Origin of the sequence: Roseovarius sp. MBR-6 (assembly GCF_040547525.1) — a bacterium.
Classification (GTDB): Bacteria; Pseudomonadota; Alphaproteobacteria; order Rhodobacterales; family Rhodobacteraceae; genus Roseovarius.
On the sequence record NZ_JBEPPW010000005.1, the window covers coordinates 253,651 to 266,467 of the forward strand.

Consider the following 12,817-nt stretch of genomic DNA (forward strand, 5'->3'; position numbering starts at 1 on the left):
TTGGGTCTCCCTTCCCCTTGTGTCGCGCATAGCCTAGCAGAGCTGTTGTCGTTGAAAACCCCCGCCCGCTTGCCTCTGCCGCGCCGCGCGGGTAAACGCATTCCGACCCGATCATGGAGCGCTGCATGTCCATCGACACCACAACCGCCGCCCGCGTGGCCAAGCTTGCGCGCATCCGCGTGGATGAGGCAGCACTTCCCGCGCTTGCGCAGGAATTCAACACCATTCTCGGCTTCATCGAGCAGTTGAACGAGGTTGATGTGACCGGCGTCGAGCCGATGACCTCCGTCACGCCGATGCGTCTCAAGCGCCGCGCCGATGTGGTGACGGATGGCGACCGGCAGGCCGCGATCCTGTCGAATGCGCCGGATGCGCGAGAGGGCTTCTTTGCCGTGCCGAAAGTGGTGGAATGAGCATGACCGATCTCAACACGCTGACCATTGCGGGCGCGCGCGACGCGCTGCGAAAGGGCGAGGTGACGAGCCTTGATCTGACCGAGGCGTGCCTCAAGGCCATCGAGGGAGCGGGCGCGCTGGGTGCCTTTGTCCACCACACACCGGATCTGGCGCGCGATCAGGCACGGGCGGCGGATGCGCGGCTCAAAGCGGGCGACGCGCCCGCGATGTGCGGGATTCCCCTCGGGATCAAGGATCTTTTCTGCACCAAAGGCGTGCCAAGTCAGGCGGCCAGCCGCATCCTGCAAGGGTTCAAACCGGAATACGAATCGACCGTCACCCAGAACCTCTTTGACGCAGGCGCGGTGATGCTGGGCAAGCTCAACATGGACGAATTCGCCATGGGGTCGTCGAACGAGACCTCGTGCTACGGCAATGTGGTCAACCCGTGGCGGCGCGGCAATGACGCCACGCCGCTCACGCCCGGCGGCTCATCGGGCGGTTCGGCCAGCGCCGTGGCCGCCGATCTCTGCCTTGCGGCGACCGGCACCGATACCGGCGGCTCGATCCGCCAACCAGCGGCCTTTGCAGGCATCACCGGCATCAAACCCACCTATGGCCGCTGCTCGCGCTGGGGCATTGTCGCCTTTGCCTCGTCGCTCGATCAGGCCGGTCCGATGACCAAATCGGTGCGCGACGCGGCGATCATGCTGGGGGCAATGTGCGGGCACGATCCCAAGGACAGCACCTCCGCCGATCTGCCCGTGCCGGATTTCGAGGCGATGCTGTCGGGCGACATTCGCGGCAAGGTGATCGGAATTCCGAAGGAATACCGAATGGACGGTATGCCCGCCGAGATCGAAACGCTCTGGTCCGAGGGTGCGGCGATGCTGCGCGACGCGGGCGCGGAGATTCGCGATATCAGCCTGCCGCATACCAGATACGCGCTGCCCGCCTATTACGTGATCGCGCCTGCCGAGGCCTCAAGCAATCTCGCGCGCTATGACGGGGTGCGCTATGGCCACCGCGCGAAGCTGGCGCAGGGCGACGGCATCACCGAGATGTATGAAAAGACCCGCGCCGAGGGCTTCGGGCCGGAGGTGCAGCGGCGCGTGATGGTCGGCACCTATGTGCTCTCGGCCGGGTTCTACGACGCCTATTACAACCGCGCGCGCCGCGTGCGCACGCTCATCAAGCGCGATTTCGAGGAGGTGTTCTCCGCCGGGGTCGATGCGATCCTGACGCCCGCCACGCCCTCGGCGGCCTTTGGTCTGGGCGAGATGGCAGAGGCCGATCCGGTGCAGATGTATCTCAACGACGTGTTCACCGTGACGGTGAACCTTGCGGGTCTTCCCGGCATCTCGGTGCCTGCGGGTCTGGACCGGCAGGGGCTTCCGCTTGGCCTGCAACTGATCGGTCGGCCTTGGGAAGAGGGCGATCTGCTCAACACCGCCTATGCGCTGGAGCGTGCGGCGGGGTTTGTGGCCAAGCCCGCGAAATGGTGGTAAGCCCAGTCCTGTCGGGTCGTTTTTAGGAAGTCGTCCATGCGCTCTCTCTCTCTTGTCGGTGTTCTTGCGGTGCTGGCCGCCTGTTCCCCTGCGATCCCCGATAGCGGCCCGGCCGTGGACCCCGGAGCCGGCGTGGGTTTCGGCAATTATCAGGATTATCAGCGCCAGAAGGCCGAGCGCGAGGCGGCGCTTGCGGGCGCGGCCCTGCCGCCGCCCAATGCGGTGTCCTCCGAACCGCTGGGCACCAGCGCAGCCCCGGCGAGCGAGGCCGAGCGCCTGGCCGCCGACACCCGCGCCGCCCTCGGGGTCGATCCCGCAACGGGCCGCGAGATAGTGCAGGCCAGCCCCTCGAACCCGCCGCCTGCGGTGACCAACGCGGTGGGGATCTCGCAGGAGAATAGTTTCGACGCGGTCGGATCGGAACGCTCGATCGAGCAGGACGCGGCCCGGATCGCACAAAATCGCGCGCAATATCAGGTGGTTCAACCCGAGGCGATCGGCCCGCGCCCCGGCGATGTCGGCCCCAATGTCGTGGCCTATGCGCTGGCCACCAACCACCCGCGCGGCACCCAGATCTATCGCCGCGTCGGTGTCAATCTGCAAGCCAAGGCCGAGCGGGCCTGCCGCAGCTATCCGTCGCCCGATCAGGCACAACTCGACTTTCTGAGCCGGGGCGGGCCGGAGCGCGACCGTCTGGGGCTGGACCCCGATGGCGACGGCTATGCCTGTGACTGGGATCCAGCGCCGTTCCGCCGCGCGGTGCAGAACTGAGCGTGACGGAGGGGATGACGGGGGCGGTCCAAACCCGCCCCTCGCCCAACCACGGCCCGCGCCGCGATGGCGCGCGCCCCGACCTGATCGTGCTGCATTACACCGCGATGACGAACGCCGAGGCCGCGCTCGAGCGGCTTTGTGATCCTGGGGCGGAGGTCTCGGCGCATTACCTGATCGCCGAAACCGGCACGATCTGGCACCTGGTGCCCGAAAACCTGCGCGCCTGGCACGCCGGGGCCGGGCGATGGGGCCGGGTGCGCGATGTCAATTCGCGCTCCATCGGGATCGAGCTGGCCAATACCGGCGCGCACCCCTTTCCCGCGCCGCAAATGTCGGCGCTGCGCGCGCTGATGGCCGGGATCATGGCGCGTTGGTCCATTCCTCCCGCCCGCGTCATCGCCCATTCCGACATGGCACCGCTGCGCAAATCCGATCCGGGACCGCGCTTTGATTGGCGCGGGCTGGCGCGTGACGGGCTGACGGTCTGGTCGGATGCCATGGGCCAGGCATGCAATATGGGTGCGTTCCTGCGCGACGCCGGACGGTTTGGCTATGACATTGGCGACAACGCGCCCGAGACCGTGCTCAATGCCTTTCGCCTGCGCTTTCGGCCCTCGGCGCGCGGCCCGCTCGACAGCACCGATTGCGCGCGCATGGCCGATCTGGCCGCGCGCTTTCCCGTTGACCGGACAACGCCGACCGCCTAAGTCGGGCAACGCGCGGAGGGCTGGATGGCCGCGACACGCCCGTGAGGGAGTGGCGAGGAAAGTCCGGACTCCACAAGACAACGGTGCCGGGTAACGCCCGGCCGGGGCAACCCGAGGGAAAGCGCCACAGAGAAGAGACCGCCCAGCGGGCCCGGCCTTGCCGACGCGGCTGGGTAAGGGTGAAACGGTGGGGTAAGAGCCCACCGCGGGACGGGCAACCGGACCGGCATGGCAAGCCCCACCGGGAGCAATGCCGAATAGGGACCGCGCGCGGGGCACAGGTCGGGCAACCGATACCGCCCGCAGGCCATGTCTTGGCCCGGCGGTCCGGGTAGGCAGCCAGAGGCGCGCGGGCAACCGCGCGTCAAGACGAATGGTCATCCAGGGAGGGTCTCCTCCTGGACAAAATCCGGCTTACAGGCCCTCCGCGCGCTCTTTTCATTTCTGCCGGGGGGATTAGAACCAAGGCCATGCCGTATCAGTGGAGCGCCCCGCCGCAAGGGGCTCAGGACGACATCACGCTTACCCTCTGGCCGCACCGCTCTTTGCCGCGGCGGGGCTTTGCGGGGTTTGTGCTGGCCACCTTCGTGCTGATCTGTATTCCGCTCTTGCCGCTCTTGGGCACGGTCGTGCTGTGGGGGTTGCTGCCGTTTTTGCTTCTTGCCGTCGGCGGCATCTGGTGGGCGCTTGAGGCCACCTATCGCAGCGCGCGGCTGAACGAGGTGCTGACACTCGGCCCTGATGAGGTGCATCTGCGGCGCGTGGAGGCCAGGGGCGAGGCGCGCGAATGGCAGTGCAACCGCTATTGGACGCGGGTGACACTGCATGTCACGGGCGGGCCGGTGGCGCATTACGTGACGCTTGCGGGCAATGGCCGCGAGGTCGAGATCGGCGCGTTTCTCTCGGAGGACGAGCGCAAGGCGCTCTATGCCGATTTGTGCAGGGCGCTGCCCGTGGTGCCACAAGCGGGTTGACGCTTCCTCCGGTCAGTACGGAACGGTAAAGAACCCGGCACGGGGGCCGGGTCCTTTATGTGGCGCCCGTGGTTCAGCGTTTCTCGATATCCACGTAATCGCGCAGCGTCGCGCCCTGATAGAGCTGGCGCGGGCGGCCGATCTTCATTTGCGGATCGGCGATCATCTCTTTCCACTGCGAAATCCAGCCGATCGTGCGCGAGACGGCAAAGATCGGCGTGAACATCGATGTGGGGAACCCCATCGCTTCGAGGATGATGCCCGAGTAGAAATCCACGTTCGGGAAGAGCTTCTTGTCGGCGAAATAGGGGTCGGCCAGCGCCTGTGCCTCCAACTCCTTGGCGACCTGAAGGATCGGGTTGTTCTCGACCCCCAGAAGCTCCAGCACCTCATCGGCGGATTGCTTCATCACCTTCGCGCGCGGATCGAAGTTCTTGTAGACGCGATGGCCAAAGCCCATCAGGCGGAACGGATCGTCCTTGTCCTTGGCGCGCGCGATGAATTCGGGGATGCGGTCGGGCGTGCCGATCTCGCGCAGCATCTCAAGGCACGCCTGGTTGGCGCCGCCATGCGCGGGCCCCCAGAGGCAGGCGATGCCCGCCGCGATGCAGGCAAACGGGTTGGCCCCCGACGACGACGCCAGCCGCACCGTCGAGGTCGAGGCGTTCTGCTCGTGATCGGCATGCAGGGTAAAGATCCGGTCCATCGCGCGGCTCAGGATCGGGTTGACCTCGTAATCCTCGGCGGGCACGGCAAAGCACATGCGCAGGAAATTCGACGCGTAGTCGAGATCGTTGCGCGGGTAGACGAAGGGCTGTCCAACCGAATACTTGAACGCCCAGGCCGCGATGGTCGGCATCTTGGCGATGAGCCGGATCGACGCCACCTCGCGCTGCCATTCGTCGCGCACATCGGTGCTGTCATGGTAGAAGGCCGACATCGCGCCCACCACGCCCACCATGATCGCCATCGGATGTGCATCCCGGCGGAACCCGCGGAAGAAATACTGCATCTGCTCATGCAGCATGGTGTGATTGGTCACACGGGCTTCGAAATCCTCAAGCTCGGCGGGCGAGGGCAATTCGCCGTAAAGCAGCAAATAGCAGACTTCGAGGAAATGCGATTTCTCGGCCAGTTGGTCGATGGGATAACCGCGATGCAGAAGCTCGCCCTTGTCGCCGTCGATGAAGGTGATGGTGCTGTCGCAACTCGCCGTCGAGGTGAAGCCCGGATCGTAGGTGAACACCCCGGCAGTGCCATAGAGCTTGCGGATGTCGATCACGTCCGGCCCTGCGGTCGGTGAGAAGATCGGCAAGTCATAGGTCTTGCCGTCGATTTCCAGCTTTGCGGATCTTTTCTCGTCAGACATCAGGGGTCCTCCCTTGCAGCGACCGAAAGCGCGCGGAGTGCGCCCCGGACCGGGTAAGTGTCATGCCTGCCCGAGGATCAATCCCCGACGCAGGCGGCATCGGTCAGCCGGGCGGTGGTTTCGTCCCGCCCAAGGACCAGCATCATGTCGAACACGCTCGGTGTCGCGGTGCGGCCCGCGAGCGCGGCCCGCAGAGGGCCGGCAAGCTTGCCGAACTTCATTCCATGGTCTTCGGCGAATTGGGTTACCAATTCCTCAATACCGTCACGCGTCCACGTAGCATTTTGCAACTGCGGCGTCAATTCTTTCAGTATACCACGGGATACATCACCGAGATGCGCCGCCGCCGCCGCGTCCGGCACGACGGGGCGCTCGGCAAGAATAAAGGTCGCTTTGTCAAGAAGTTCGGGGAATGTCTTGGCGCGCTCCTTCAGACAATACAGGCCCCGTTCCAGCAAGGACATCTTGGCGTCGGAGAGCGGCGGCTGATCGGTCGCAGCGAGGAATCCCCGCAATTCATGCAGCAGTGCAGCATCCGCCATCGCCGCGATATGCTGGCCGCAGAGATTCTCGAGCTTCTTGAAGTCGAGTCGCGCGGGCGATTTGCCGATTCCGGTGATGTCGAACCACGCCTGCGCTTCGGCATCGCCAAAGAACTCGTCATCGCCATGGCTCCAGCCAAGCCGCGCAAGGTAATTGCGCATCCCCGCCGCCGGATAGCCCATCTTCTGGTATTCCTCGACACCAAGAGCGCCGTGGCGCTTGCTGAGCTTCTTTCCGTCGGGGCCGTGAATGAGCGGGATATGCGCATAAACAGGCAGCGGCCAGCCCATGGCCTGATAGATCATCATCTGGCGCGCGGCATTGTTGAGGTGATCGTCGCCCCGGATCACATGCGTCACGCCCATATCGTGGTCATCCACCGCCACCGCCAGCATATAGACCGGAGTGCCATCGCTGCGTAACAGCACCATGTCATCAAGCTGGTCGTTGCGGATGGTGACATCGCCCTGCACCACATCGCGGATCACCGTTGCGCCTTCAAGCGGGGCCTTGATGCGGATCACGAAGGGCGCGTCGGGATGGGTGGCGGGATCGGCGTCACGCCAGGGACTGCGAAAGAGGGTCGAGCGGCCCTCGGCGCGGGCCGCCTCGCGGAAGCCCTCGATTTCCTCCTGCGTGGCAAAGCATTTATAGGCATTGCCCGCCGTCAGAAGCTGATGCGCCACCTCGGCATGGCGGGGGGCGCGGGCAAACTGGCTCACCGCCTCGCCATCATGGTCAAGCCCCAGCCAGGCCAGCCCGTCGAGAATCGCGCGGCTCGCCTCGGGGGTGGAGCGGGCGCGGTCGGTATCCTCGATCCGAAGCAGGAATTTGCCGCCGCGCCCCCGCGCATAGAGCCAGTTGAAGAGGGCCGTGCGCGCGCCCCCGATATGCAGATACCCGGTGGGCGAGGGGGCAAAACGGGTCACGACCTGTTGCGACATGGGCAAGCTTAACCTTTTGGTAAGGATCATCGGGTGAGAATGCGCTCTGTGTATCGGCCCGCCGGGAGGGTGACAAGTGCGGCGCACCGCAGAGGGGATCGCGGCTGTCTGGCTCGCGCAGAGGGGGGCGCTCTTTCCATGGGTGCCGGTGCTGCTTTCGGTTGGGGTGGGCGGATATTTCGCCCTGTCACAAGAGCCGCCTGTCGCTGTGCTGGCGGTCTCGGGCGGGCTTGGCGCGGTGCTTCTCATGCTGGCGCTCTGGCGCGGGCGGGAATGGTCCGGGCCTCTGGGCGTGGCAGGGGCGAGCCTGCTCATCGGGTTTGCCATCGCCGGCGCGCGGGCGCACTGGGTCGCGGGGCCGGTGCTTGGCTGGCGGTATTACGGGCCGGTCGAGGGGCGGATCGTGGGGATCGACCGGTCCGCGTCGGACGCGTTGCGCCTCACGCTTGACCGGGTGGTGTTGTCGCGGGTCGATCCGGTCCGTGTGCCGCACCGCGTGCGCGTCTCGCTCCATGACACGGGTGGGGTGGCGCCGATGGCCGGCTTGCGGGTGATGACCACGGCACATCTGGCCCCGCCTTCGGGACCGGTCGAGCCGGGCGGCTTCGACTTTCGCCGCCACGTCTGGTTTCAGGGAGTGGGCGCTGTCGGCTATGCCCGTGTGCCGCTGCTGGCGGTGGAAGAGCCGGAAGGCGGGCCGCGCGTTTTCGCGGCACGCATGGCGCTGGCCGATCATGTGCGCGCGCGGATGCCTGGGCAGGTCGGTGCCTTTGCCGCCGCGATCATGACGGGCGATCGTTCAGGCTTGTCGCAGGAGACGCTGGCGGCGATGCGCATTTCGAACCTTGCGCATCTGCTGGCGATTTCGGGTTTGCATATGGGCCTTGTGGCGGGCTTTGTCTTTGCCGCCACGCGTCTGGCGCTTGCGGCGATCCCGCGTCTTGCCCTGCGCTGGCCGGTCAAGAAACTCGCCGCCGCCGTCGCTGTCCTCGCAGGTGCGGGCTATCTTGCGCTGTCGGGCGGCAATGTGGCGACCGAGCGCGCCTTTGTCATGGTCTCGGTGATGCTGGTGGCGGTGATGCTGGAGCGACGCGCGCTCAGCCTGCGGGCGGTGGCCGTCGCGGCCGTGATCCTGCTCTGCCTGCGGCCTGAGGCGCTGCTTGGGCCGGGCTTTCAGATGTCCTTTGCCGCGACCGTGGCGCTGGTGGCGGTGTTCGGGTGGTTGAGGGATGCGCGCGTGCCCCTTGGGCCGCGCTGGCTGCGGCCCGTGCTGGCGGTGGTGATCTCCTCGGCGGTGGCAGGGGCGGCGACCGCTCCGGTGGCCGCCGCGCATTTCAATCAGATGGCGCAATACGGTCTTCTGGCCAATTTGCTGAGCGTGCCGCTCATGGGGGTGCTGGTCATGCCCGCCGCGGTGGTCGCCGCGTTGCTGATGCCCCTCGGTCTCGATTGGGTGCCGCTCTGGGTGATGGAGCAGGGGCTGCGCTGGATCCTTCATGTGTCGAACCGGGTGGCGGGGCTGGACGGTGCCCGCATCGCGGTGGTGGCACCGGGGCCATGGGTCCTGCCGCTGATGGCGTTTGGTGCGCTGACGGTCGTTCTGTGGCAGGGGCGCGGGCGCATTCTCGGCCTTTTGCCGGTGCTGGTCGCTGTCTGGCTCTGGTCCGGGGCAGAACGCCCGCGTCTTCTGGTGTCGGACACGGGCACTCTTGTGGGGGTGATGACCGCCGAAGGGCGCGCGCTCAACACGGCGCGTGGCGGCGGCTTTATTGCCGGGAACTGGCTTGAGAACGATGGTGACGCCGCGGATCAGTCAGAGGCCCATGCCCGCTGGCGCAACGACATGCTCGATCCTCTTGGCGTGGTGCTGGTCTCGGGCAAGGCGGCAGCACGCGCGCCGCGCGACTGTGGCGGGGCCGACTTCGTGATCTTCACGACAGATCCGGAAAATCCCCCCATCGGCCCCTGTCAGGTGATCGCGCCGGAAACGTTGCGCCGCTCAGGCGCGCTCGCCCTCGTGGAAAAGGCGGGTGCGCTGCATCTGCAAAGCGCCGCCGACATCACCGGACAGCGCCTGTGGTCGCCTCAATAGCTGCGGATAAGACCGACAAGACGACCCTGAACACGCACCATGTCCTCGGGCAGGACGCGGGTTTCATAGGCCGGGTTCGCGGCCTCGAGCGCGATGGCGTTGCCGCGCCGGAAGAAGCGTTTGAGCGTTGCCTCCTGATCCTCGATCAGCGCCACGACGATATCGCCGTTATCGGCCACTGCGGTTTCGCGGATGATGACCACGTCGCCGTCGTTGATCCCGGCCTCGATCATCGAATCGCCTTTGACCTCGAGCGCGTAATGCGTGCCGCGTCCCGCAACCATATCACCGGGAACGGCGACGGTGTGGCTGACATGGGCGATGGCCTCGATCGGGACCCCGGCAGCAATGCGCCCCATGACCGGCAGCGTCACCGCTGTCGCCGTCTCGACAGGCAGAGCATTGGCCGGTTGCGGCGCGCTCGGGCGATCGCCCTCGATCACGCGCGGGGTAAAGCCCGTGGCCGCGCCGCCAAGCGCCTCGGGCAGTTTTACGATTTCGAGCGCGCGGGCGCGATGCGCCAGACGACGAATAAAGCCCCGCTCCTCCAACGCCGTGATAAGACGGTGGATGCCCGATTTCGACCGCAGGTCCAGCGCCTCGCGCATTTCATCGAAACTGGGCGGCACGCCATCGCGCTGCACCCGTTTCTGAATGAACTCCAGCAAATCGAGCTGTTTTTTCGTCAGCATCTCGCCGCCCTCGCAATAAATTCTCTTTTGTTCTATTCTCGTTCTCTCTTTGTGTCAATCCGAACGTGAAGTGTTGAGACCAAAAGGGCATGGTGGAAGGCCTTTGGCGATGCAGCGTGACGATCTATTCCGAAGTAAATTACAGTCTATATTGTAGCATCCAATTTTCGGAAAACGGGGCGTTAAACACGCCTATAATGCCCTCTTGATCTGCCACAGGTTCCAACCCACCACGCCCCAGATGCCGACAGCGATCACGGCCACGGGCAGGACCGTTCCGGACCACCAATGCAGGCCTGCCGCGATGCCGACAGCGGCGAGGATGCGTGGCACCCACCACCATCTGCCAAGCCGCGCCTGCATCCAGCGCCAGAGCGGGTGCGCCCCGGTCACGCCGCGATTGAGGAATGCCCGCGTGGTCAGCACGTCTCCCAATTGCGCCAACCCGAAGACCACCCAGACGAGGATTTCAAGCGCGCTCATGCCATCGCCCCGAACCGCTCGGGAGGGGTGTAGCTGTCACATCCCGGAAGCTAGTATGGCTGCTTCCTGAACAACTGCGGCTTGAGTTTGTGCCAGTCTTTCATCGCCTGCAAGGGCGACTTGCTGCCCAGGGCTGATTGCGGGAGCTTCTGGTTATAGAGCCAGACATAGCGGTTCAGCGTGGTTTCCAGTTCCTCACCAGATCGGAAGTGGTGGCTTTGCAGCACCTCCTCGATCCGACCGTTGAAGCGTTCAACCATGCCGTTGGTTTGCGGCGACTTGGGCGGGGTCAGGCGATGCTCGATACCAAGTTCGGTGCAGAGCTTGTCGAACTCGTGATCGCCGGTTGCGGCGCGCTTGCGCAGGCCGAACAGGCGATCGGTGAACTCCTTGCCGTTGTCGGTCAGGATGGTGCGGATGCGGATCGGGCAGGCGCGCTCCAGGTCGCGCAGGAAGCGCCGCGCATTGGCCGCCGTCTTTGCCTTGAAGATGCGGATGAAGACCCAGCGGGTCGCGCGGTCGATGGCGACGAACAGATAACGCCGTGAGGTTTCATCAGCCATTTGAGGCAGATACTTCACGTCGATGTGGAGATAACCGGGCTCGTAAGCCTTGAAGCCACTGTGTTTCGGCCGCCCCGAGCGCGCGGCCCTCGCCATCGCGCCGCCATTGCGAGGCCATCGCCAGAAACCAGCGCAGCGCGGGGGCACACCAGGCGAACACCTCGATCCCGTCCTCTCTGGCCGCGCCCTGGGCGGCCTTGACCATCGCATCGATCTGCGCCGGGCCAAGGCCGAAGGCCGCCATCTCGGCGCGAAACCTGTCGGGACCGGCGGCGGGGGTCGATTGCCTCAGCATCGCCTCCGCCGCCATGGTCAGTTTTTTGTCTCGATCCCCGCCGTCGCGCGCTGTTAGGCCCCGGCCAGCCCCAGCGCGATATAGCCGTAGCCCATCAGCTGCTCGCGCGCCGTCTCGGAGAAGGGCACGGGCTGGCCGTCGATATCGGTGATCCCCTCCCAGTCGAGCCAGAGCTGGCCAGCGCCTGACGCTCCTCCTCCGGCAGGATCAGGAACTTGGCGCGAAAGCTCTGCACCTCGATCCCGTCCTCGCCGGGGGCGTTGACCTTGACCGTCGCCCAGGTCACCGGTCGCGGGGTGAAGCGGAAAGCGGTCATTGGGCGGTGATCCTGAATTCGTTGGTGGCGTCATCGCGCAGGTAGAGCAGATCGAACGTGGCGGTGACCTCGTTGCCCGCCGCGCCCTCGCGCGCCGCGCGCGCCATGTCCCGCGCGCCCGCGACCGAGCGATAAAGTCCCGCCGCCTCGATCCGGGCGATGATGGGGGCGAGCTGCAGGACCGGCGCGCTCATTGGAACGCCCCGCCGAAATAGGCCTCGACCGTGGACGCGATATCGGCCTCGTCGCCCGCGTCGAAGCCCAGAAAGGGCCGCGCCGGGATCTCGACCTGATCGACCATGATGAACTGGCCGTTGGGCAGGAAGAACGCGAGCTTGGCCGCCGCGTCGCTCTTGTCCAGCGGCTCGATGAACGCGCCGAACTGGTGGGTGGCGGCACAGGGTTCGTTGCTGCCTACCTCGACCGATCGTGCCCCGGCCTCTCGCGTGATGCCTCTCTGCAACTGGCCAGTATCCACCACCTCGGTGTCGGGCACCGTGAACATCTGATCGGGCGGGAAATACGTCCACTTGAACTCAGGCGACATGACCGGCACGCGCGGCATCACCTGATCGGCGATGAAGGCAACATCCGGGTTGCGGTAGTTGACGGCAATCGCGGTCAGGACCGGATCGACGACAAGGGGGGTGGGGGTGCTCATGGAAGGGCTCCTTCAGGATCAGGTCACGGAATGACGGGCGATGGCCACGTCGATGATGTCGCCATCCGACCAGGTCGACAGCGCGTAGGCGATGGCCTCGGGGAGTGTCATGAACTCTGTGTAACTGGTCCGGGCCATGCGGGTTTCAGTTACGGTCACGCGTTGAAGCGTTCGTCGAACATGATAGCGAATTGATTGCGGGCGGCAAACCATTCTCGGACATTCCGGCCTCCTTTCTCGAAGTTGCGGATGGCCAGGTAGATCAGCTTTGTCGCGGCTTCTTCGGTTGGGAATGAGCCGCGGGTCTTGATGGATTTGCGGATCACACGGTTCAGGCTTTCGATAGCATTGGTCGTGTAGATGATCTTGCGGATCGCCGGATCGAAGGCGAAGAACGGGATCACCTCCTGCCACGCTCGCCGCCATGCCGGAGCGATTGAGGCATATTTTCCGGCCCATTTCTCTTCAAATGCATCCAGTTCCGCGGCCGCCAGATCGGCT

The 12,817-nt window shown here is 65.4% G+C and carries 15 protein-coding genes, 1 other RNA gene and 1 pseudogene; 7 read left to right on the plus strand and 10 right to left on the minus strand.

What is annotated here, in order from left to right; all coding sequences use genetic code 11:
- Positions 1-125 precede the first annotated feature (125 nt).
- The 6 genes from gatC to ABIE57_RS09335 all read left to right on the plus strand — a co-directional run bounded on the left by gatC (position 126) and on the right by ABIE57_RS09335 (position 4,358).
- A complete protein-coding gene (gene gatC / locus ABIE57_RS09310) occupies positions 126-413 on the plus strand; it encodes an Asp-tRNA(Asn)/Glu-tRNA(Gln) amidotransferase subunit GatC (RefSeq protein WP_354538731.1) in 288 nt (95 codons plus the stop codon).
- Between the two features lie 2 nt (positions 414-415).
- Positions 416-1,903: an Asp-tRNA(Asn)/Glu-tRNA(Gln) amidotransferase subunit GatA gene (gene gatA / locus ABIE57_RS09315; protein WP_354538732.1), complete on the plus strand. Its 1,488-nt coding sequence runs from the start codon at positions 416-418 to the stop codon at positions 1,901-1,903.
- A gap of 36 nt (positions 1,904-1,939) precedes the next feature.
- On the plus strand, positions 1,940-2,674 hold the full coding sequence (locus ABIE57_RS09320) for a hypothetical protein (RefSeq protein WP_354538733.1): 735 nt from the start codon (positions 1,940-1,942) through the stop codon (positions 2,672-2,674).
- A 14-nt stretch (positions 2,675-2,688) separates the two neighbouring features.
- Entirely contained in the window at positions 2,689-3,384 is a 696-nt protein-coding gene (locus ABIE57_RS09325; RefSeq protein WP_354538734.1) for an N-acetylmuramoyl-L-alanine amidase, read from the plus strand.
- A gap of 12 nt (positions 3,385-3,396) precedes the next feature.
- Positions 3,397-3,817, plus strand: an RNA gene (rnpB, locus tag ABIE57_RS09330) — RNase P RNA component class A.
- Positions 3,818-3,854: 37 nt separating this feature from the next.
- Complete coding sequence (locus ABIE57_RS09335; protein ID WP_354538735.1) at positions 3,855-4,358, plus strand: DUF2244 domain-containing protein; 504 nt, start codon at positions 3,855-3,857, stop codon at positions 4,356-4,358.
- Positions 4,359-4,431: 73 nt separating this feature from the next.
- Here ABIE57_RS09335 and gltA read toward each other — a convergent pair whose 3' ends face one another.
- A complete protein-coding gene (gene gltA / locus ABIE57_RS09340) occupies positions 4,432-5,727 on the minus strand; it encodes a citrate synthase (RefSeq protein ID WP_354538736.1) in 1,296 nt (431 codons plus the stop codon).
- A 77-nt stretch (positions 5,728-5,804) separates the two neighbouring features.
- Positions 5,805-7,214 (minus strand): glutamate--tRNA ligase, encoded by a 1,410-nt coding sequence (gene gltX, locus ABIE57_RS09345; protein ID WP_354538737.1) that lies wholly within the window; start codon positions 7,212-7,214, stop codon positions 5,805-5,807.
- Positions 7,215-7,290: 76 nt separating this feature from the next.
- On the opposite strand from gltX, the gene ABIE57_RS09350 reads away from it, so the two are divergent.
- Entirely contained in the window at positions 7,291-9,306 is a 2,016-nt protein-coding gene (locus tag ABIE57_RS09350) for a ComEC/Rec2 family competence protein (protein WP_354538738.1), read from the plus strand.
- On the opposite strand, the gene lexA is transcribed toward ABIE57_RS09350, so the two are convergent.
- From lexA to ABIE57_RS09390, 8 genes and pseudogenes are all read right to left on the minus strand, one after another.
- Positions 9,300-9,998, minus strand: a complete 699-nt coding sequence (lexA, locus tag ABIE57_RS09355) for a transcriptional repressor LexA (RefSeq protein WP_354538739.1) — start codon at positions 9,996-9,998, stop codon at positions 9,300-9,302. The two genes, ABIE57_RS09350 and lexA, sit on opposite strands and share 7 nt — an antisense overlap.
- A 192-nt stretch (positions 9,999-10,190) precedes the next feature.
- Entirely contained in the window at positions 10,191-10,481 is a 291-nt protein-coding gene (locus ABIE57_RS09360; RefSeq protein WP_354538740.1) for a hypothetical protein, read from the minus strand.
- A gap of 50 nt (positions 10,482-10,531) precedes the next feature.
- Positions 10,532-11,107: pseudogene (locus tag ABIE57_RS09365) on the minus strand (integrase core domain-containing protein); the annotation flags it as partial.
- Entirely contained in the window at positions 11,037-11,339 is a 303-nt protein-coding gene (locus ABIE57_RS09370; RefSeq protein WP_354538753.1) for a hypothetical protein, read from the minus strand. The pseudogene ABIE57_RS09365 and the gene ABIE57_RS09370, both read right to left, overlap by 71 nt.
- A gap of 53 nt (positions 11,340-11,392) precedes the next feature.
- On the minus strand, positions 11,393-11,689 hold the full coding sequence (locus ABIE57_RS09375; protein WP_354538741.1) for a hypothetical protein: 297 nt from the start codon (positions 11,687-11,689) through the stop codon (positions 11,393-11,395).
- Positions 11,652-11,849, minus strand: coding sequence for a hypothetical protein (locus ABIE57_RS09380; protein ID WP_354538742.1), 198 nt, complete (start codon positions 11,847-11,849; stop codon positions 11,652-11,654). Before ABIE57_RS09380 ends, ABIE57_RS09375 begins: the two co-directional genes overlap by 38 nt.
- Complete coding sequence (locus ABIE57_RS09385) at positions 11,846-12,316, minus strand: phage virion morphogenesis family protein (protein ID WP_354538743.1); 471 nt, start codon at positions 12,314-12,316, stop codon at positions 11,846-11,848. Before ABIE57_RS09385 ends, ABIE57_RS09380 begins: the two co-directional genes overlap by 4 nt.
- A gap of 155 nt (positions 12,317-12,471) precedes the next feature.
- The coding region (locus ABIE57_RS09390) for a transposase (RefSeq protein WP_354538744.1) at positions 12,472-12,817 on the minus strand (346 nt) is incomplete at its 5' end.

What these genes read in the sequence shown, in the direction of transcription:
- gatC (WP_354538731.1), top strand. Translation starts at nt 126, where the DNA reads ATGTCCATCGACACCACAACCGCCGCCCGCGTGGCCAAGCTTGCGCGC.
- gatA (WP_354538732.1), top strand. Translation starts at nt 416, where the DNA reads ATGACCGATCTCAACACGCTGACCATTGCGGGCGCGCGCGACGCGCTG.
- ABIE57_RS09320 (WP_354538733.1), top strand. Translation starts at nt 1,940, where the DNA reads ATGCGCTCTCTCTCTCTTGTCGGTGTTCTTGCGGTGCTGGCCGCCTGT.
- ABIE57_RS09325 (WP_354538734.1), top strand. Translation starts at nt 2,689, where the DNA reads ATGACGGGGGCGGTCCAAACCCGCCCCTCGCCCAACCACGGCCCGCGC.
- ABIE57_RS09335 (WP_354538735.1), top strand. Translation starts at nt 3,855, where the DNA reads ATGCCGTATCAGTGGAGCGCCCCGCCGCAAGGGGCTCAGGACGACATC.
- gltA (WP_354538736.1), bottom strand. Translation starts at nt 5,727, where the DNA reads ATGTCTGACGAGAAAAGATCCGCAAAGCTGGAAATCGACGGCAAGACC.
- gltX (WP_354538737.1), bottom strand. Translation starts at nt 7,214, where the DNA reads ATGTCGCAACAGGTCGTGACCCGTTTTGCCCCCTCGCCCACCGGGTAT.
- lexA (WP_354538739.1), bottom strand. Translation starts at nt 9,998, where the DNA reads ATGCTGACGAAAAAACAGCTCGATTTGCTGGAGTTCATTCAGAAACGG.
- ABIE57_RS09360 (WP_354538740.1), bottom strand. Translation starts at nt 10,481, where the DNA reads ATGAGCGCGCTTGAAATCCTCGTCTGGGTGGTCTTCGGGTTGGCGCAA.
- ABIE57_RS09370 (WP_354538753.1), bottom strand. Translation starts at nt 11,339, where the DNA reads ATGCTGAGGCAATCGACCCCCGCCGCCGGTCCCGACAGGTTTCGCGCC.
- ABIE57_RS09375 (WP_354538741.1), bottom strand. Translation starts at nt 11,689, where the DNA reads ATGACGCCACCAACGAATTCAGGATCACCGCCCAATGACCGCTTTCCG.
- ABIE57_RS09380 (WP_354538742.1), bottom strand. Translation starts at nt 11,849, where the DNA reads ATGAGCGCGCCGGTCCTGCAGCTCGCCCCCATCATCGCCCGGATCGAG.
- ABIE57_RS09385 (WP_354538743.1), bottom strand. Translation starts at nt 12,316, where the DNA reads ATGAGCACCCCCACCCCCCTTGTCGTCGATCCGGTCCTGACCGCGATT.